This window comes from Paenibacillus sp. FSL K6-0276, assembly GCF_037977235.1.
Taxonomy (GTDB): Bacteria; Bacillota; Bacilli; order Paenibacillales; family Paenibacillaceae; genus Paenibacillus_AQ.
In genome coordinates this window covers 2,494,596-2,513,198 of sequence record NZ_CP150276.1, presented here as the reverse complement: position 1 = coordinate 2,513,198, position 18,603 = coordinate 2,494,596, and the positions used below count along the sequence as shown (strand labels likewise).

Genomic DNA, 18,603 nt, shown 5'->3' with positions numbered 1-18,603 from the left:
AGATAAGTATTGTTTTATGCAGGTGTTAGGAATAAGGAGGTGTAATCTATGTCCCGCAAATGTGCAGTAACAGGCAAGAAACCGAGCAGCGGCAACCACGTGTCTCACGCTAATAACCGCAACCGTCGTACTTGGGGAGTTAACGTTCAGAAGGTCCGTATCCTCGTGAACGGTAAACCAAAACGCGTGTACGTCAGCACCCGTGCTTTGAAAGCCGGTAAAGTTGAACGCGTTTAGTCTTTTGCAATTTTAAAGACCGAGCGATCACTCATATGAAGCAAAAAGCACCCTTTACATTTGTAAGGTGCTTTTTTTCATGTTTTCTTTTCTGTTCCAAGCTCAGCTCTTCTGAAATGTGTTCAAAATCGCTTTAACAAAACCTCCCAAAAACCTTGGCAGCTTAAACGTGTAAAATTTCATGGTTTACCCTCCCATCAATTCATGCCGTACGCAGGAGACTTTCTTCTTGTTCTAACGGTAACGTACTGCAGTCCTCCCTGCCAAAACAAAAAAAGGCTACATGAGATTTCTGCTCATGTAACCATATTTATGCGTCAAGGACTTGGCCTATACCTTTAGTCGCAATAGCCTATTTTTTTAACGAAGTGCTGCTTCCGCTGCTTCTCGAATCTCAAGGATCGCTGCAGCACGATCACTCCGGCCAAAGACAGCATTTCCTGCTACCAAAACATCCGCTCCTGCAGCGACAACCAATGGCGCTGTAGCTTCCGATACACCACCATCTACTTCAATAAGTAAATCTGGATTTATTTCGTTCGCCCATTGACGAATTTGAGTGATTTTGCGAAGTGTGTTAGGAATGAATGCTTGGCCTCCAAAGCCTGGATTGACGGTCATCACGAGAACCATATCCACATCCTCCAGCACCTCACGTATCGCTGAAGCCGGAGTGCCCGGATTAATAGCTACTCCTGCTTTAAGACCCAGTTCCTTGATCTGATGCACCACACAGTGTAAATGAACGCAAGCCTCAGCGTGGACAGTGATCACACTAGCGCCTGCGGCAGCAAAATCAGCAATATAACGTTCTGGAGACTCAATCATTAAGTGAACGTCAAGTGGAAGTTTGGTATGTAACGAGACCGCTTTTACAATTGGTGGACCAAGCGTAATATTCGGTACAAAATGACCGTCCATTACATCCACATGGATCCAATCTCCACCACAGACCTCAGCTTCTGCAACTTCTGAACCTAAACGCGCGAAATCGGCCGACAATATAGATGGTGCTATTCTTATCATGACTTAGTACCTCCGCTTTTTATCTTTCATTTCATTAAAAAATAATTTGTAATGTTCATACCGGCTATCCGCGATAGTCCCAGCTTTCCATGCCTCGATCACTCGACAGCCCGGTTCATGCTGATGACTACAACCACGGAATTTACAGTCCCCTGCATAGTTAGCAAATTCACGGAAACAAGTAGAGAGTTCTTCAACGCCCAGCTCAAGAAAATCAAGTTGACTAAATCCTGGGGTATCCGCCACAAAGCCGCCCCCACCAATATCCATCAGTTCTACATGACGAGTAGTATGACGACCACGACCCAGACGTAGGCTAATCTCTCCTGTCTCCAGTTTTAGTCCTGGCACAATACGATTCAATAAGGTCGACTTACCAACCCCCGATTGTCCGGCAAATACACTGATACCACCAGTAAGCCGCTCTCTCAGTGCATCACTTCCAGCTCCTGAAAGTGAACTTGTAACCATCACTTCATAACCAATGTCCTCATAGAGCTCTTTAACATATCGGGTAGCTTCACCATCATCTTCAGCCAAATCTTGTTTGGTCAGAACAATTAGGGGTTCCAGTCCTGAATGCTCAATATGAACTAGAAACTTGTCCAAGAGATTCAGGTTCATATCAGGCTCCCGCACAGAAAATAGCAGAACGGCTAGGCTAACATTCGCTACAGGTGGACGGATTAACTCAGATTCTCTAGGAAGAAGCTCATCCACCATCCCTTCACCATGCTCAGTCAGCATATAGATCACGCGATCACCCACAAGAGGAGCGATCCCCTTTTTCTTAAGAATACCTCTGCCTCTGCATTGAACAGAATTTTCTTCTGTCGCTATTAATCCTTCACGAAGCGGTTTTACATAATAATACCCGCTTAACGCCTTTACTATTATTCCTTCAGGCATACATAGTGAGCCTTCCTCTCCTGATTTTGCGAAAATGACCCAAGTTTGAAATCCTCGGGTCACTTCGCTGCTACAACTGTTCAAGCACTTCTATCCTGATTAGTTATCGCTTTAATCTTTAGATTTATCGTTGTTTTTATTATGCTTACTGTTGCCATTATTAGTCGATTCATTATTCACTGAACTGTTATTAAGGAATCCCGTCTGATTCACTGCTCCAGTATTAGATCCTTCATTGTCTGAACTTGGAGGCAGAATCTCTGGTTCAATGGTCGGTTCAGCAGTAGGTGTAGGTTCCATCGGTGTTTGAGTCGGCTGCGGAGTCGGAACCGTCGATGGCTCAGGTTCTTGCACCGTGCCATTCTTCGCATCAATATACGGGATCACATAAGTGTCTAAAAGCACACCATCTCGGGTAACAATAACAGAACCATCTTTATTCGGAGCAAGCACCAGATTAACGGACAACACTTGACTCTTTCCGATGGTACGCGTTCCCCAATCTTGTTTCTCACCATTATTGCGTGCATCAACGTACTCGATTCGAATCTTGCTCTTCTTTCCATCCTGTGCAGGAGCTACTGGCACATTAAAGGTATAATTCAGGGCTTCAAGTGGATAACCTGTACTTAAGTAAATCGTAATCGCTGTTCCAGGAGGAACAGCCGTACCTTTTTCAAAAGCCCAAGTCTTCGTTACCTTACCTTCTTCAACTGTGAAGCTGGATTCTTCCTTTACATCACCTAATACCAGCTTGGCGGCTTCGAGTGTTGCCTTTGCTTCGCTCTCCGTTTGACCGATGAGGTCTGGCATTGTGACACTTTCTTCCCCTTTGCTAACGTAGAGGGTGATTGAAACCGTCTCTGGATCAAACTCGCTGTCAAAGGCTGGGTCTGATTTTATAACCTTACCCACCGGCGTATTTTCATCGAAGAGAGGTTCATTCTTAATTTGATTCTGGGGTACACCCTTTGCCATCAGCGCTTTAACCGCTTCGTCGAAAGTGGAATTCGATACATCTGGCATCTTAGTTAATGGTTTCGCCGTATTCACAGTTAGTATTAGGGAGGCTCCCTTTTTCACTTTGGCGTCCTTTTCCCTACTTTGCTTCATGACCACGTTCTCTTCAAAATTCGGACTGTAGTCATACAGTATAGGATCAGCAACCTCAAGCCCCAAATCCTCAAGTTCAGTCTTCGCTTGTTCCAGCTGTTTACCGACCACGTATGGAACCGATACCTCTGGAACAACTAATTGGGATTTAACGTACCACACGACACTGGCCATAGCCAGCAATAAAACTAAAGTAAGCCCAATCCATATTGCGGGCTTAGCCCATTGTTTTTTTCCTTTTTTTACAGGTATCGGATCGTCATCTTCATCGTCATCATTATCCATCCGGTCGTGGCGATGATTACGATTTCCATTGCTTCTTTGGATCGGTTTAATCGCTGGTATTACTCGCGTTCGATCCTCATCTTCCTCATCGTTAAAAAGAACTTTCGCTTCACTACGCCGCTCAGGCAACAGACAGGTTTCTAAGTCCTGCAGCATTTGCTTTGCAGACTGATAGCGCTCCTCCGGATTTTTACGCATCGATCTTAGAATTACATTCTCAACACTTTGCGGGATGAGTGGATTCAGGAGCCTTGGCTCTTCAAACTCTTCTTGAAGATGCTTTAGAGCTACACTAATCGGACTCTCCCCTAAGAATGGAAGACTTCCGGTAAGCATTTGATAGAGTACAATCCCTAATGAATACAGGTCGGACTTCTCTCCAGTTGAGACACCTTTAGCATGTTCTGGTGAGAAATAATGCACGGAACCTATAACAGAGCCTGTCTGAGTAATGGTTGTAGATGTAACCGCACGAGCAATACCGAAATCCGTTACCTTCACCCGGCCATTGCGCCCAATCAATATATTATGTGGTTTAATATCCCGATGAATAATTTGATTCTGATGAGCGTGATCAAGGGCATCACAGATTTGTGAAGCGATCCTTACGGACTCGTCAACCTGTAATGGCGCTCGTTCTTTTATAATTTCATTAAGATTCTTACCCTCAATATACTCCATGACAATATAATGAATTTCGTCTTCTTGTCCTACATCGTAAATACTAACAACATTCGGATGGGACAAAGATGCAGCTGATTGCGCCTCACGCCTAAAACGGCGGATAAATTCCTCGTCATGAACAAATTGATTACGCAATACTTTAATGGCGACGTTTCGGTTTAAAAGAATGTCATGTGCTCTATAGACGAGCGCCATTCCACCTCCGCCGATCCGTTCGATGACTTGGTAACGGCCGCCCAATTCGTGACCGATCATCAATCCCACTCCTTTGTTTCGGGCACAGCGGCCTCTCCATGATGTTCTAACAAAGCGACGCTAATATTATCGCCGCCGCCAGCAAGCAGTGCCAACTGAAGTAAGCGGTCCGCTCTTTCTTCTAACGGTATCTCATGTATACCCGCTACCTTGCCCAAATGCTCATTCGTAACAAAATTACTTAAACCATCACTGCACAGAAGCAAAAGTTCCCCAGGCAGCAGAGTAACAGGGGCTAAATCAGCCACAACCTCCGCATCTGTTCCAAGTGCTCTCGTTAGCACATTACGTCGCGGATGATTATCTAACTCCTCCACACTGATCTGACCGTTCTTGAACAGCTCATTGACTAGCGTGTGATCCTCGGTTAGTTGAACTGCCGCACCGTCTTTTATTAAATAGGCTCTGCTATCTCCGATATGGCCAATATATCCGTTTGAGCCATTCATCAGGGCAGCAACAACAGTAGTACCCATATTGTGATACTTTTCGTCGCTGGAAGCCTCCTTGAAGACAGTGCTGTTAGCTTCCAAAATAGCAGCTGACAACGCATCACGCAGGGCTTCGTCCTGAAGCTCAGGTTGCAACCCATCTAGGGTATTCCTCATCGTCTCCAAAGCAAGCCTGCTCGCGGTTTCACCAGCCTGATGTCCACCCATCCCATCGGCAATTATGCCGAGTGTATAACCGTGGCGCGTCGCGCCGATCCAGACCGAATCTTCATTGACAGAGCGCACTCGGCCAATATCGCTGGCATGAACTGTTCTGATCAAATATCCTCACCCCAACTCCATATGTTTGGCACGCAGCTGGCCGCATGCGGCCGCGATATCATGGCCCTGCTCACGGCGAATGGTAACATTCACGCCGTTGTCAGACAAAATACGTTGAAACTCAAAGATATCATTGCGTGAAGTACGTACATATTTCCGCTCTGGCACGTGGTTTACTGGAATCAAATTGACGTGGCACAGCATGTTCTTAAGCACACCTGCTAATTCCTCAGCATGCTCCGGCTGATCATTCACCCCACCGATCAAAGCATACTCAAAGCTGACACGTCGACCCGTCTTAGCTTGATAATAACGTAAAGATTCAATTACATCATCAAACGGAAAGCGACGGTTAACTGGCATTAGCTTCGAACGCAGCTTGTCGTTAGGTGCATGAATCGAAATTGCCAAATTAATCTGTGTATCTTCTTCTGCAAATTTATAAATGCTCGGTACAATACCGCTGGTAGAAACGGTAATATGCCGCTGTCCAATATTCAAACCTTTCTCATGAATCATCAGACGAAGGAATCTCATCGTTGCATCATAGTTCTCAAACGGCTCACCAGTACCCATGATAACAATGCTGCTGACACGTTCGCCGCGCGCATCTAGGATCTGTTGGGAGCGAACTACCTGAGCTACAATTTCACCCGCCGTCAAATCCCGTTTCAATCCGCCAAGCGTAGAAGCGCAGAAAGTACAGCCGATCCGGCACCCTACTTGGGTTGTTACACAGACGCTATTGCCATAATTATGTTTCATGATAACTGTCTCGATAGCATGATCATCATGCAATCCAAACAGGAATTTCACAGTTCCATCTTTCGATTCCATTTTAGTAATCTCAGTTAGTGCTGCAATGGAGAATTGCTCGTTCAGCTTCTGACGAAGTCCTTTAGACAAATTGCTCATGGCTTCGAAGTCACTTACACGTTTTACATACAACCAATCAAAAATCTGTCCACCACGAAAAGCAGGCTCACCATTGTCCTTCGCCCACTGTTGTAACTCTTCTAAAGAAAAATCATATATTAAAGGTTTCATAATTATTAGCACCTGTTCTTTCATAAGGATATGCGTATTATTTCTCATTCTTCCTATTTTAACACAAATTTCAGAGACGGTAAAAGAAATAGCCCGCCGTACGGTAGCCCGGCGGGCGAAAAACACAACAATTGTCAGTAAATTTGCTATATTACAAGACTCTCTGAAGCCGTGAGATATAGAACCCGTCACTGCCATAATGATGTGGCAATAACTGAATTCCCTCACCTTCAGCCAGCGCGGTACCTTCCATTCTGTCCCACAACGGGGAAGCAAACGTTACAGAAGTGAAGTCAGGATTCTGCTTCAAAAAGGCAGCTACTACTTCGCTATTTTCTGTTTGTTCAGTCGTACAGGTACTATAAACCAGAATACCACCCGGTTTCAACAGTTTAGAAACTGACTGCAGTAGTTGACCCTGCAGTGACGCTACGCTTGTAACATCCTCAGGCCGCTTACGCCATTTGAGATCTGGCTTACGGCGGATTACGCCAAGCCCAGAGCAAGGAGCGTCTAGAAGAATTCTATCGAAGGAATTATGCTCTAATGTATGTTCCAGCTCCAGCGCATCTGAACTTCCTGTCACTACACAATCAAGACCTAACCGCGCAGATTGATCCGAAATTAGTTTAGCTTTATGTGGATGCAGATCGTTAGCGAAAATATGCCCTTCGTCTTTCATCAGCTCACCCATATGGGCTGTTTTGCCCCCAGGCGCGGCGCAGCAATCAAGCACTCTCATTCCAGGTTCCGGTGCTACCGCTTCAGCTACAAGCATGGAGCTCTCATCCTGAACGGATAAATAACCATCCCGATACCAGGAAGAGAGGGCCAGATTGCCGCCACCTTTTACAACAATTCCATATGGACTAACTTCAGATGCAGAAGCTTGCAGACCTTGCTCTTTCATCTGGCTCAGCAGAGCTTCACGACTAATCATCGTTGTATTCACGCGGACACTGACCGCTGGCGGCTCATTGTTGGCAGCACAGATAGCTTCCGCAGTGTCGACACCATACTCAGTAATCCAGCGCTCCACTAACCACAAAGGATGGGAATATTGAATGGATATCCGCTGCGCCTGACTTAATCCATCAGGTATAACCGGCAGATCTCCCGCGCGCAACACACTGCGAAGTACACCGTTAACCATACCCGAGATTCCCTGATGGCCTTTTTTCTTAGCTATATTAACAGCCTCGTTTACAGCTGCATGAGACGGTATACGATCCAGATACATAATTTGATATAAACTTAAACGCAGTAAATTACGTACCCACGACTGTAGTTTAGCTATTCCTTTGCTAACAAATCCTTCGAGTACATAATCCAGTGTATTCATCCGCGAAATAGATCCATAGACGAGTTCTGTGACTAGTCCGACATCTTCCCTGCTAAGTGCAGACTTCTGCAGACTGCTGTTTAACAATAAGTTGCTATAAGCGCCTTGCTGTTCGACCTTAACCAGAATATCAAGTGCAATATCCCGAGCTGAAGCAGGGGTAACCTTACCCTTATTTCCAGTCCCACCCTTTTTACCAACTGCTTTAGGACTATTACCATTTCTGTTGCTAGAGTTATGGCTTACTGCCGATCGATCTGCACCGTTACCGCCCGCGCTCAACCTAGCACCGTCCCTGGCTTCATGACACCGCCACGGCTAAAATCCGCAGCACTCATCGCTTTCTTACCAGCAGGTTGAACAGTAGTTAGTAGCAGACTTCCGTCACCAGTTTTCACTTCTACACCATGCTCAGTTACCGATAGCACCGTTCCTGGTGTATTGTCGCTCGATTTCAGCTCAGCAGGCAGTTTAGAAGCCCATACTTTAAAGGTTTCACCATTCCAGAGCGTGAATGCACCGGAAAAAGGAACTAGACCACGAATTCGATTATAAGTATCACGCGAACCAGCGTTCCAATCAATTCGTTCATCCTCACGACTGAGGTTAGGCGCATAAGTTGCCTCACTATCGTCTTGCGGAGTAGCTTGAACCCGTCCGCTTACTAATCGCTGCATTTCAGACTTCAGTAGATCTCGTCCAGCAAGGCTAACCTTCTCAAAGAGAGTACCTGATGTATCCTCATCCTCAATAGCCACTTCGACACGCGAAATCATATCGCCAGTATCCAGTCCTTCAGCCATATACATTAAAGTAACGCCAGTTACTTTCTCACCATTAATGATACTCCGTTGAATTGGCGCGCCACCCCGGTATTTAGGAAGCAATGAACCATGAACATTCACACAACCATTCCGTGGTAAATCCAGTACGGCTTTAGGCAAAATCTGGCCATACGCAGCTGTAACAATCAAATCGGGCTCATATTCAGCTAACTCTGCGACAGCCTCAGGTTTACGCATCCGTTCAGGCTGAAGCACAGGTAACCCGAGAGATAATGCGGCTTCCTTAACTGGTGAAGGAGCCAAAATCTTTTTCCGTCCCTGCGGACGATCTGGCTGGGTGACGACAGCTACAACTTCATAGCCTTCATCCATCAGCATTTGCAAGCTTGGCACCGCAAAAGCTGGAGTACCCATGAATACAATCTTCATTTCCTTCACTCCTCAGTCTCGTTACGTTCAGCAGTCATCTCGTATACCTTTTCGGCGATATCCGTAAACAGAACTCCATTCAGATGGTCAATCTCATGTTGAAAAGCCCGTGCAAGCAAACCACTGCCGGTAATAGTAATTTCTTTACCCTCACGGTTAAGACCACGAACAGTTACTGTTTCCGCGCGGCGTACATCACCATTCAAGCCGGGAATACTTAGACATCCTTCTGGTCCTAGCTGTTCGCCTTCTGTACTGATGATTTCCGGGTTAATCATTTTGATCAGCCCGTGCTCTTCATCCGCATCCACCACAATTAGGCGCTTCAAAATACCAACTTGTGGCGCTGCCAGCCCTACGCCTTCGGCGTCATACATTGTATCAGCCATATCATCAAGCAATTTTTTCACATTAGGTGTAACTACAGTTACTTCTTTAGCTATCTTGTGCAACACTTCATCCGGTTCCTTAACGATCATACGTATCGCCATTACAAACACCTTCCCGTTCTGTACATCTCTATATTTAGAGTTTATTGATCTAGCTCTTTTTTACATTGTAACATGATAACGATTTACATCAACATTTGCGGATCAACATCAATACTGATCTGGAGCCCTGTATCCCGTACAGAATCCTCCAACTCCTCAGCCACTTGCCGAACAAGTCCTATCACATCGATGGCGCCGCGCCATTTTATCATACACTGGAATCTATATCTACCCTTCAAGCGAGGGATTGGAGAAGCTACGGGACCTAACAGATCTAGTACATCGGTGGTTAGCTTATCTAGACTCCCATACCATCTTAGATTTCTGGCCTTCCCCTGCAGATTCATAGCGTAATTCTCTGCCATCCGGAGTAGTAGTGGTAACTGCTCATGGGACAATGTAACGAGTATTAATCTGCAATAAGGCGGATAATGCAAACCCCTACGATGCTTCAACTCTTCACGGACAAAGGAGAGGTAATCATGCCCGCTAGCATGAATAATAGAATAGTGCTCCGGTGTATAGGACTGAACAACTACCTCACCCGGAAGCTGATGCCTACCTGCTCTTCCAGCAACTTGTGTAAGCAATTGGAATGTCTTCTCCGCTGCACGAAAATCGGGCAGGTTCAACGCTGAATCTGCTGTAATTACGCCGACAAGAGTTACGTCAGGGAAATCCAAGCCTTTTGCTACCATCTGAGTGCCTAGTAGAACATCTGCTTTTTTGTCTCTGAATTGATTCAGCAGCTTTTCATGCGATCCTTTTTCAGTAGTTGTATCCACATCCATACGAATTACCCGTATGCCTGGGAACAGCTTTCCAAGCTCTTCTTCCACACGCTGCGTTCCCGTTCCGAAGAACCGGATATGCTCACTCCCGCACTCTGGACAAAGTTTAGGTGCTGGTTCTGCATGACCACAATAATGACAACGTAGATTGTCACTACGACTATGATACGTTAGCGAGATATCACATTCCGGACAGCCTGCTACATATCCACAGCTCCGGCACATGACAAACGTAGAGAAACCTCTACGGTTAAGCAATAGCACCGTCTGTTCTCCACGTTCCAGTCTTTCAGTCAGCGCAGAATGAAGTTTCCGACTGAACATGGAGCGGTTACCTTCTTTAAGCTCTTCCCGCATATCCACTACATTTACCTTCGGCAGCTCGTTGCCAAGCGCGCGAGTAGGCATCTCTAGAAGTACTGGTGAAAAATGAATATCACTCTGCGCTCTGGCTGCATGATAGCTTTCTAACGAAGGCGTGGCAGAGCCTAAAATCACGGCTGCCCCACACTGTTCGGCTCTGCGAATCGCAGCATCACGGGCATGATATTTCGGATTTTCCTCCTGCTTATATGAGGTCTCATGCTCTTCATCCATAATAATTAACCCTAGATTTGAGAACGGCGCAAACACCGCTGATCGGGCGCCAACGGCAACCGTAGCCTTTCCTTCACGGATTTTGCGCCACTCATCGTAACGCTCACCAACAGATAATCGGCTATGCATTACTGCGACACCAGTTCCGAAACGCCCTTTGAACCGCTCCACCATCTGCGGCGTTAATGCAATTTCTGGGACGAGAACTACGGCCTGTCTACCCTGATCCAAACAACGTTTGATACATTGCAAATAGATTTCTGTTTTACCGCTTCCTGTAACGCCATGTAACAGAAAAACTTCATGGAGCTGCTCTTCTAACGTTCGTGAAATACGAGTGTAAACAATCTCTTGCTCTGCTGTAAGTGGCAGAGGCGTAGTAGGCTTAAAATCACGTCCTTGATAGGGGTCACGATAGACTTCAATTTCACTGATTTCGATAAAGCCTTTTTCCTCTAAAGCCTTCACGGTACTTGCCGTAACTTGAAGTGCTGACAAGACTTCCTTAAGCGCCATTGGGAGCGTAGCTTCCCTTTCAATTAGAAAGCTTAGTACTTCCTTCTGTCGCGCGGATTTTTTGGGGAATTTGCTCAACGCTTCACGCGCAGCCGTAATACCTATCGCAAGATCTACCGCCTTCAGCTTCTTCTTGCCCATTTTATCTTTGATCGATTGGCTCTCTACAAGCACTCCACGCCGCAGCATGAACTTCACCGTCTCCGCAGCCTCCGGAAATGCACGGGTAAGTTGCTTCATGGAAACTTCGCCATTACGTCCAATAAATTCAGTAATTAGTCGTTCCTCATTCCCTGTATCAGCAAACATAGGGAATAATTCATCATCAGGAAATGCTGTCTCTTCTTCCACATCTCCTAGTGAAATCAGTCGTTCTGCCTTCCCCTTTAGAGCGGTGGGCAGCATCGCCTGCAGAGCTGAAATTCGTCTGCATGCATATCTTTTACTCATCCAGTCCGCTAGCTCAACTAATTCAGGAGATAAAGGTGGAAGCAAATCCAGCACTTCTTGAATAGGTTTCAGCCCAGGATTCACGACTGCTTCTCCTGACTCCAGAGAAACGACAAAACCTTGCACCGTACGGTGTCCAAACGGGACTGCTACTCGGCTACCTACTTCTATCCATAACTTCAGTGATTCTGGAATACTATAATCAAATGGCCGGTCAGTGCTGCGTACAGGCACATCCACAATGACCTTGGCGATATCCATTATAATGAAGCTCCAGTAATTCGCTCTGCCGCGATTGTCAGCAAACGACGAGCAACCTCATCCTTCGACAATTGCGGCAATTCAAGCACCAATCCATTCACATCATATATCGAAACGATATTCGTATCCGATCCAAATCCGGCTCCTGCAGCCGCTACATTGTTAGCAACGATGAGATCGCAGTTTTTTCGGACCAGCTTGTCCTTTGCATAAAATTCCGTATTGCCCGTCTCCGCAGCAAAGCCGATCAAGAACTGCTTATCCTTGTTCTTACCGAGCGTTTCCAGGATATCCGTTGTTTTGATTAGCTCAAGTGTCATCGTATCTCCACTTTTTTTAATCTTAGAAGGCTCACTATGCTTAGGTCGGTAATCCGATACAGCAGCAGCTTTGATCATGATGTCGCAGCTGTTCCACAGCGCAGTAACCGCTTCATACATCTCTTGTGCAGATTGGACACGAATAATAGAAATATCCGGGTCCTGCGGAGGTGCTTCATCTGTTCGCGCAGCAATCAAGGTAACTTCAGCTCCCATAGCCCGTGCAGCACGTGCCAACGCAAAGCCCATTTTACCGGAGGAATCATTCGAGATATAACGAACCGGATCAATCCGTTCTACTGTGCCTCCTGCTGTGATAACGATTTTCTTACCTTTGAGCGGTGCTGATGCGGCACTTTGTTGTAATGCAAAGAAATTCTCTACACAACTAACAATGGCTTCTGGTTCCTCCAACCGACCTTTACCCACATAACCACATGCCAGCAGACCTTCCCCAGGCTCAATAAACTGAACACCACGACTAGCGAGGATATCCAAATTACTAAGTACAGCGGGATGCTGATACATATGGACATTCATAGCCGGTGCAACCATTATAGGTGCAGTAGTAGCGAGTAATGTAGTGGATAACATGTCATCCGCAATCCCATGCGCCATTTTGGCAATAATATTCGCAGTTGCTGGTGCTACTAACACAAGATCTGCCGAATCAGCCAAATCAATATGGGAGATGGAGGATGGGTCCCGTTCCTGGAAAGTATCGCTATATACTCGTTGCTTCGATAGTGATTGTAGAGTCAATTCTGTAATGAACTGCTTCGCTGAAGCTGTCATAATGACATGAACCTCGGCTCCTTTTTGGACAAGCTTACTGGTCAGGGACGCTGCTTTGTAAGCGGCAATTCCTCCTGTAATCCCAAGTAAAATAGTCTTCCCCTTCAAGCTCTTCAACATGATCTCCCTCCTTATTCCCTACTCTTACAACGAATGATTTATATGTTCTTTCTTATATTTCGAGAAAAAAATAACAACCTTCCGGTTGTCATAAACAGCCCGGCTCTGGGCTATCATCATAAATTAAAGACCCATAATTGCTCCATAACCCAAGAAGAAACGGCATCGCCCATAACAAATAGGCGGTATCCGTTTCTACAAAAGGTCATATCTAAATATGCTTGAGACTACTCTTCACCGCGGGTAAGAGTAATGCGATCTTCGTAAATTTCTTCAAGAGCAACACCGACAAATTTGTGTGATCTAGGACTCTTAACATCAGTCTTACCACCCTCACGCAATTGTCTAGCACGACGTGCTGCTGCGACAACGAGCGAATACTTACTGTCAACCTTGGTCATCATTTCATCAATTGATGGATATAGCACAGGGACACCTCTTCATAGTTTACTGTTAATACATTCAGCCTTGCAGCATAAATTATCTGACTTTACAATGTTCGGCGATAATAATGCTTTCTATTCTCTTACAGGCCAGATCAATCTCATCATTCACAACAGCATAATCATAATGCTGCATTAGGCTAATCTCATCCTCCGCTACAGTCATGCGGTGATCGATCACATCTGGATGTTCCGTACCCCGTCCGCGTATGCGATCCTTCAACTCGTCCATGGAAGGTGGAAGAAGGAACACAAAAATACCTTCAGGAAATTTCTCTTTAACTTTGAGAGCTCCTTGAACCTCAATTTCGAGAATAATGTCTTTGCCGCTATTGAGAGTTCTCTCTACAAAATCACATGGAGTACCGTAAAAATTACCTACGTACTCCGCATATTCAAGCAGTTGGTCGGCTTCTATCATAGCCGCAAACTCCTCTTTGCTTTTGAAAAAATAGTTCACACCGTCTTCCTCACCCGCACGCGGACTGCGAGTAGTAGCAGAAACTGAGTAGACAAGTTCGGGCATCTTCGGTCGTAGCGCAGTACATACAGTACCTTTTCCAACGCCGGAAGGTCCGGATAATATGATGAGCAATCCTTTTGACATAATACACTCCATTTAGTTGTTATTCGTCGTTGTCGTCATCTTTACTGGATAAGCGATGCGCCACGGTCTCCGGCTGTACAGCCGACAGAATGACATGATCACTATCTGTAATGATTACGGCACGAGTCCGTCGGCCATAGGTGGCGTCGATCAACATATGTCGATCTCGAGCCTCCTGGATAATACGTTTGATTGGTGCAGATTCCGGACTGACGATGGAAATAATGCGATTGGCAGACACAATATTCCCAAAGCCAATGTTGATAAGTTTGATTGCCATGTTCCGGTAGTTCCCCCCATAAAGTTCTATGCTATTACCTGTTCCCGGTTACTCTATGTTTGCCGCTTGTTCACGAATCTTCTCCAGCTCTGCTTTCATGTCTAGCACAAGACCCACGAGAGTTAAATGATTGCATTTCGATCCGATTGTATTCGTCTCCCGATTCATCTCCTGAATGAGAAAATCCAGCTTGCGTCCTACCGGCCCTTTCCCCTTCAGGAGGGTTCTACATTGTTCGAAATGACTATACAACCGGGTCAACTCTTCATCAATATTACAGCGATCAGCAAAAATAGCGATTTCCATCCCGAATTTATGCTCATCAAAAGCGAACGTCCCATCATTTAACTCATTTAATCGATGACGAAGCTTGTCACGATATTCAATGATTACAACAGGTGCAAGTTCAACCATTTCAGCATGCATAGTTTCCAGATGATTCAGCCGCTGTTCAAGATCAGCGGCTAGAAAACTGCCTTCACGGGCGCGCATCTCTAGCAGAGACTGCAAACTCTGCTCAAGTCCCGTCTCTAACATTTCAGAGTAGTCTTCTAAGGCCGCGGACACGGCACCCGCAGCCTCATCTTTGCTTTCCATAATACCGGGTATAGAAAGTATATCACGTAGAGTCAACTCACCAGACAAACCATACTCGTTCTTAAGCTGATCTGCTGCCTTAAGATAAGTCATGACAACAGATCGATTAAGAACCGGCTCGGAAGACGTCTCATCGTGCTCTCTATTGATGGTAACATCTATCCTTCCCCGTTTGACGTGCTGCTGAACCTTTCTTCTCAGCACATCCTCATAACCCGTCCAATCCCGGGGCATCCGCAGTACAACTTCGCAGTACCGGTGATTCACCGATTTCACTTCGAACATAATCTTGTAGCCGCCGAATTGCAGGGACGATTGACCGTATCCGGTCATACTAAATGACAACGGAATCACATCCATTACACTATTGTAATTGATTATTACTAGCGAAACAAGGGGGACAATTTGCGTCCTAATTTCTCCCATACATACTCCATCAGCTGTGCGCTCATATCATAGAACATGAATGGTGTCATCAGATAGATCCCATTGAAATGGGCTGTAGCAACATCTAGCAGTTCCTTAGCGATGGCGACGCCTTCAGTTCTTCCAGCTTCCCCTTCAAGTCCCTTCATGCGGTTCCGGACTTCATCCGTAAGCTGGATGCCTGGAACCTCATTATGCAGGAACTCTGCATTACGTCCGCTAGCCAGTGGCATCACGCCAATAAACACGGGAATATCCAGATGTGCTGTTGCTTCAGCGATCTTCACGATAAGTTCCTGATCATAGACAGGCTGGGTCATAATATAATCTGCACCAGAGGCGATTTTCTTCTCCAGTCGCTGTACTGCCTTATCTAAATGTTTAACATTCGGATTAAAGGCGGCACCGATTACAAAATTTGCTTTCTGCTTCAAAGGTTTACCTGAGAAGGAAATACCATCATTCAACTGCTTAATCATTCTAATAATCTCAAAAGAGGTTAAATCATAGACCGAGCTTGAGCCAGGAAGATCTCCGAATTTCGCTGGATCTCCAGTCACGGCCAACACATGATCAATTCCAAGAGCGTCAAAACCCATCAAATGCGATTGAGTACCAATCAGGTTACGGTCCCGACAAGCAATATGCACTAATGGACGAAGTCCAGTTTTAGCGTGCACCAAATGGCCCAAAGCCATATTGCTCATCCGTGTAACAGCCAGTGAGTTATCGGCCAAGGTCAGTGCATCTGCACCTGCTCTTCGAAGCACTTCTGCTCCCTGCATGAACTTGGCGATATCCAAATCTCGTGGCGGGTCAAGTTCAACAATAACCGTGTGCCGTTCCTTTACAAGATCAACCAGGTTCGGTTCACGGCCATCTCTTCCTTCATCTTCGCCAAAATGCTCTTGCAGCGATACACGCTCCACTGTCGGAAGTGTCGGTTCTGGAAGTGGCTGTGGTACGTAACCTTTCAACGCTGAAGAAATTTCAGCAATATGCTGCGGGGTGGTACCACAGCAGCCGCCGATAATTCTGCAACCCATTTCTGCAAAAGTCACTGCCATCTGTCCGAAATATTCCGGTGAAGCCCCATACCGATATTCTCCGTCTACATAATCCGCAACACCTGCATTGGGATACACTGAGGTTGGTAGAACTAGGTTACCCTGTACAGCTTTTAGTGCTCTCTTAATTCCATTTGGACCTGTATTACAGTTAAATCCGATGATATCTGCTCCGTCACCTTCCAAAATACGAAAAGCCTCTGGCAGCGTCAACCCATCTAATGTACGTGCCGATTCATCCACAGCAAATTGGCAAATCACTGGGAGTGTACTATGTTTACGTACTGTTTTTAGAGCAAGATGCAGTTCCTCGACATCGTAGAAGGTTTCTAGCATAATGCCGTCTACTTCTTCTTCTAACAATGCTGTAATCTGTTGTGTAAAATACTTCTTCAACTCTGTTGAAGAGAGATTTGCACGCTTACCGGCGCGTATAGAGCCCACAGCACCTAATACATATCCATTATCTCCAGCAGCTTTACGAGCGATTCTTACTCCGGCGCGATTAATTTCTTCAACCTTGGACTCCAAACCATATTTGGACAGCCTGTCAAAATTCGCTGAGAAAGTGTTGCTTTCCAGCAGCACTGCCCCTGCATCGATGTAGCTGCGATGGACATCTTCGATAACTCCTGGAGAAGTCAAATTTAATTCTTCGTAGGAAATGCCGACAGGGAAACCCTTCTGATATAAGTAGGTACCCATCGCTCCGTCTCCGACCAATACTTTGTTTCCCCATGCGGAACGTAAATCCGGCTTCACTGCAAGATCCTCTCCTGACACATTAGTTTCTACTTTAGTTTCATACTAATGTAACATAAATCGCTATGGATGATAAGCTTTCAAAAGAAGAAACGGTAGTCGTCCATAAAAGACGACTACCGTTTCTATTAGAAATAAAAAAATGATATATAGTGTGAAACCTATACTATCTTATTTTTCAACAAAAGACAGTCCAAGAATGCTCTCTTGAACTGCCTTTTATAGTTTTTTTCTATAGTGCTACACTTCCTGTGAATACAACCTCAGCAGGCCCCGTCATATACACATGGTTATCAACTTCATTCCATTCAATATAGAGATCGCCACCCTTTAGACTAATCCAAGCCGCTCGGTCTGTCAGACCATTTAGCACAGAAGACACTAGAGTTGCGCAAGCTCCAGTCCCACAAGCAAGTGTTGGTCCAGCACCACGTTCCCATACCCGCATATCTACTCTGCCTCGATCCAGAACTGTCGCGAACTCAACGTTTACCTTTCTTGGAAACAGTGGATGTACTTCTAGCTTAGGTCCCCATGTCGCAAGATCAAAAGATACGGCATCTTCTACATAAATAACGCAATGAGGATTACCCATAGATACTGCAGTAAACTTAAATTCGGTTCCGTCCGATTCAATCGCCTCTGACAGCACTTGTTCTGCATCAATAGCTACCGGAATTTGAAGACCGGACAATACAGGTTCGCCCATATCAACTGTTACAGTTTCCACTACACCGTCTTTCACATTCAGGGTAACCTTTTGTTCTCCGGCACCAATCGTTTCAATAACAATCTGCTCTGAGTTTACCAGGCCATGATCGTAGACATATTTGGATACACAGCGAATGGCATTTCCGCACTGCTCCGCTTCCGAACCATCAGAATTCATAATTCGCATCATAAAATCACCATGTTCAGATGGAAGAATGTATACAAGTCCGTCAGCACCAATTCCGAAGAACCGATTGCATAGCGTTACAGCAAGATCCGCTGCATTGTTTGGTAGTTCTTGCTCGCCGAAAACTACGATGAAGTCATTGCCGAGGCCGTGCATTTTTGTGAATTCCATTGAAAGTCCACTCCTAAAGGTTATGTTATGTTAGCATTCGCTTAAGCTTAATATTCTGTGTAATGTAGCCCTGCACACGCATACGAGCTGTTAACTGCAACAAGTATACCTTTAGGAATGGAGCAA

At 45.6% G+C, this 18,603-nt stretch carries 18 protein-coding genes; 1 reads left to right on the top strand and 17 read right to left on the bottom strand.

The features are described from left to right. Positions 1-48 precede the first annotated feature (48 nt). Positions 49-237, top strand: coding sequence for a 50S ribosomal protein L28 (gene rpmB, locus MHH52_RS11560; RefSeq protein ID WP_340008699.1), 189 nt, complete (start codon positions 49-51; stop codon positions 235-237). A gap of 102 nt (positions 238-339) precedes the next feature. On the opposite strand, the gene spoVM is transcribed toward rpmB, so the two are convergent. From spoVM to dapF, 17 genes are all read right to left on the bottom strand, one after another. Beyond that, complete coding sequence (spoVM, locus tag MHH52_RS11555; RefSeq protein ID WP_020431362.1) at positions 340-420, bottom strand: stage V sporulation protein SpoVM; 81 nt, start codon at positions 418-420, stop codon at positions 340-342. A 177-nt stretch (positions 421-597) separates the two neighbouring features. Beyond that, positions 598-1,263, bottom strand: a complete 666-nt coding sequence (rpe, locus tag MHH52_RS11550) for a ribulose-phosphate 3-epimerase (RefSeq protein ID WP_340008697.1) — start codon at positions 1,261-1,263, stop codon at positions 598-600. 3 nt (positions 1,264-1,266) lie between these two features. After that, positions 1,267-2,172 (bottom strand): ribosome small subunit-dependent GTPase A, encoded by a 906-nt coding sequence (gene rsgA / locus MHH52_RS11545; RefSeq protein WP_313641277.1) that lies wholly within the window; start codon positions 2,170-2,172, stop codon positions 1,267-1,269. Between the two features lie 111 nt (positions 2,173-2,283). Beyond that, on the bottom strand, positions 2,284-4,509 hold the full coding sequence (gene pknB, locus MHH52_RS11540) for a Stk1 family PASTA domain-containing Ser/Thr kinase (RefSeq protein WP_340008694.1): 2,226 nt from the start codon (positions 4,507-4,509) through the stop codon (positions 2,284-2,286). Beyond that, positions 4,509-5,282, bottom strand: coding sequence for a Stp1/IreP family PP2C-type Ser/Thr phosphatase (locus MHH52_RS11535; protein ID WP_340008693.1), 774 nt, complete (start codon positions 5,280-5,282; stop codon positions 4,509-4,511). Before MHH52_RS11535 ends, pknB begins: the two co-directional genes overlap by 1 nt. A 6-nt stretch (positions 5,283-5,288) precedes the next feature. Then, complete coding sequence (gene rlmN, locus MHH52_RS11530) at positions 5,289-6,329, bottom strand: 23S rRNA (adenine(2503)-C(2))-methyltransferase RlmN (protein ID WP_340008692.1); 1,041 nt, start codon at positions 6,327-6,329, stop codon at positions 5,289-5,291. 151 nt (positions 6,330-6,480) lie between these two features. Next, entirely contained in the window at positions 6,481-7,812 is a 1,332-nt protein-coding gene (gene rsmB / locus MHH52_RS11525) for a 16S rRNA (cytosine(967)-C(5))-methyltransferase RsmB (protein WP_340009597.1), read from the bottom strand. Positions 7,813-7,949: 137 nt separating this feature from the next. After that, complete coding sequence (fmt, locus tag MHH52_RS11520) at positions 7,950-8,885, bottom strand: methionyl-tRNA formyltransferase (protein WP_340008691.1); 936 nt, start codon at positions 8,883-8,885, stop codon at positions 7,950-7,952. 5 nt (positions 8,886-8,890) lie between these two features. Next, a complete protein-coding gene (gene def / locus MHH52_RS11515; RefSeq protein WP_313641271.1) occupies positions 8,891-9,376 on the bottom strand; it encodes a peptide deformylase in 486 nt (161 codons plus the stop codon). Between the two features lie 83 nt (positions 9,377-9,459). Next, positions 9,460-11,991: a primosomal protein N' gene (gene priA / locus MHH52_RS11510; protein WP_313641270.1), complete on the bottom strand. Its 2,532-nt coding sequence runs from the start codon at positions 11,989-11,991 to the stop codon at positions 9,460-9,462. Next, a complete protein-coding gene (gene coaBC / locus MHH52_RS11505; protein ID WP_340008690.1) occupies positions 11,991-13,226 on the bottom strand; it encodes a bifunctional phosphopantothenoylcysteine decarboxylase/phosphopantothenate--cysteine ligase CoaBC in 1,236 nt (411 codons plus the stop codon). Before coaBC ends, priA begins: the two co-directional genes overlap by 1 nt. Positions 13,227-13,453: 227 nt before the next feature. After that, entirely contained in the window at positions 13,454-13,654 is a 201-nt protein-coding gene (gene rpoZ, locus MHH52_RS11500) for a DNA-directed RNA polymerase subunit omega (protein WP_313641268.1), read from the bottom strand. 52 nt (positions 13,655-13,706) lie between these two features. After that, positions 13,707-14,276, bottom strand: coding sequence for a guanylate kinase (gene gmk / locus MHH52_RS11495; protein ID WP_313641267.1), 570 nt, complete (start codon positions 14,274-14,276; stop codon positions 13,707-13,709). Positions 14,277-14,295: 19 nt separating this feature from the next. Beyond that, entirely contained in the window at positions 14,296-14,556 is a 261-nt protein-coding gene (locus MHH52_RS11490; protein WP_006209218.1) for a DUF370 domain-containing protein, read from the bottom strand. Between the two features lie 48 nt (positions 14,557-14,604). Further along, positions 14,605-15,498 (bottom strand): YicC/YloC family endoribonuclease, encoded by an 894-nt coding sequence (locus MHH52_RS11485; protein WP_340009596.1) that lies wholly within the window; start codon positions 15,496-15,498, stop codon positions 14,605-14,607. Positions 15,499-15,536: 38 nt separating this feature from the next. Beyond that, the gene (locus tag MHH52_RS11480; protein WP_340008687.1) at positions 15,537-17,408 is read right to left on the bottom strand and encodes a bifunctional homocysteine S-methyltransferase/methylenetetrahydrofolate reductase; all 1,872 of its coding nucleotides are present in this window, start codon (positions 17,406-17,408) and stop codon (positions 15,537-15,539) included. 232 nt (positions 17,409-17,640) lie between these two features. After that, a complete protein-coding gene (gene dapF / locus MHH52_RS11475; RefSeq protein ID WP_340008685.1) occupies positions 17,641-18,477 on the bottom strand; it encodes a diaminopimelate epimerase in 837 nt (278 codons plus the stop codon). Positions 18,478-18,603: the final 126 nt, after the last annotated feature.

Coding starts and splice junctions, on each gene's coding strand:
- rpmB (WP_340008699.1), top strand. CDS start 49: ATGTCCCGCAAATGTGCAGTAACAGGCAAGAAACCGAGCAGCGGCAAC.
- spoVM (WP_020431362.1), bottom strand. CDS start 420: ATGAAATTTTACACGTTTAAGCTGCCAAGGTTTTTGGGAGGTTTTGTT.
- rpe (WP_340008697.1), bottom strand. CDS start 1,263: ATGATAAGAATAGCACCATCTATATTGTCGGCCGATTTCGCGCGTTTA.
- rsgA (WP_313641277.1), bottom strand. CDS start 2,172: ATGCCTGAAGGAATAATAGTAAAGGCGTTAAGCGGGTATTATTATGTA.
- pknB (WP_340008694.1), bottom strand. CDS start 4,509: ATGATCGGTCACGAATTGGGCGGCCGTTACCAAGTCATCGAACGGATC.
- rlmN (WP_340008692.1), bottom strand. CDS start 6,329: ATGAAACCTTTAATATATGATTTTTCTTTAGAAGAGTTACAACAGTGG.
- fmt (WP_340008691.1), bottom strand. CDS start 8,885: ATGAAGATTGTATTCATGGGTACTCCAGCTTTTGCGGTGCCAAGCTTG.
- def (WP_313641271.1), bottom strand. CDS start 9,376: ATGGCGATACGTATGATCGTTAAGGAACCGGATGAAGTGTTGCACAAG.
- priA (WP_313641270.1), bottom strand. CDS start 11,991: ATGGATATCGCCAAGGTCATTGTGGATGTGCCTGTACGCAGCACTGAC.
- coaBC (WP_340008690.1), bottom strand. CDS start 13,226: ATGTTGAAGAGCTTGAAGGGGAAGACTATTTTACTTGGGATTACAGGA.
- gmk (WP_313641267.1), bottom strand. CDS start 14,276: ATGTCAAAAGGATTGCTCATCATATTATCCGGACCTTCCGGCGTTGGA.
- MHH52_RS11490 (WP_006209218.1), bottom strand. CDS start 14,556: ATGGCAATCAAACTTATCAACATTGGCTTTGGGAATATTGTGTCTGCC.
- dapF (WP_340008685.1), bottom strand. CDS start 18,477: ATGGAATTCACAAAAATGCACGGCCTCGGCAATGACTTCATCGTAGTT.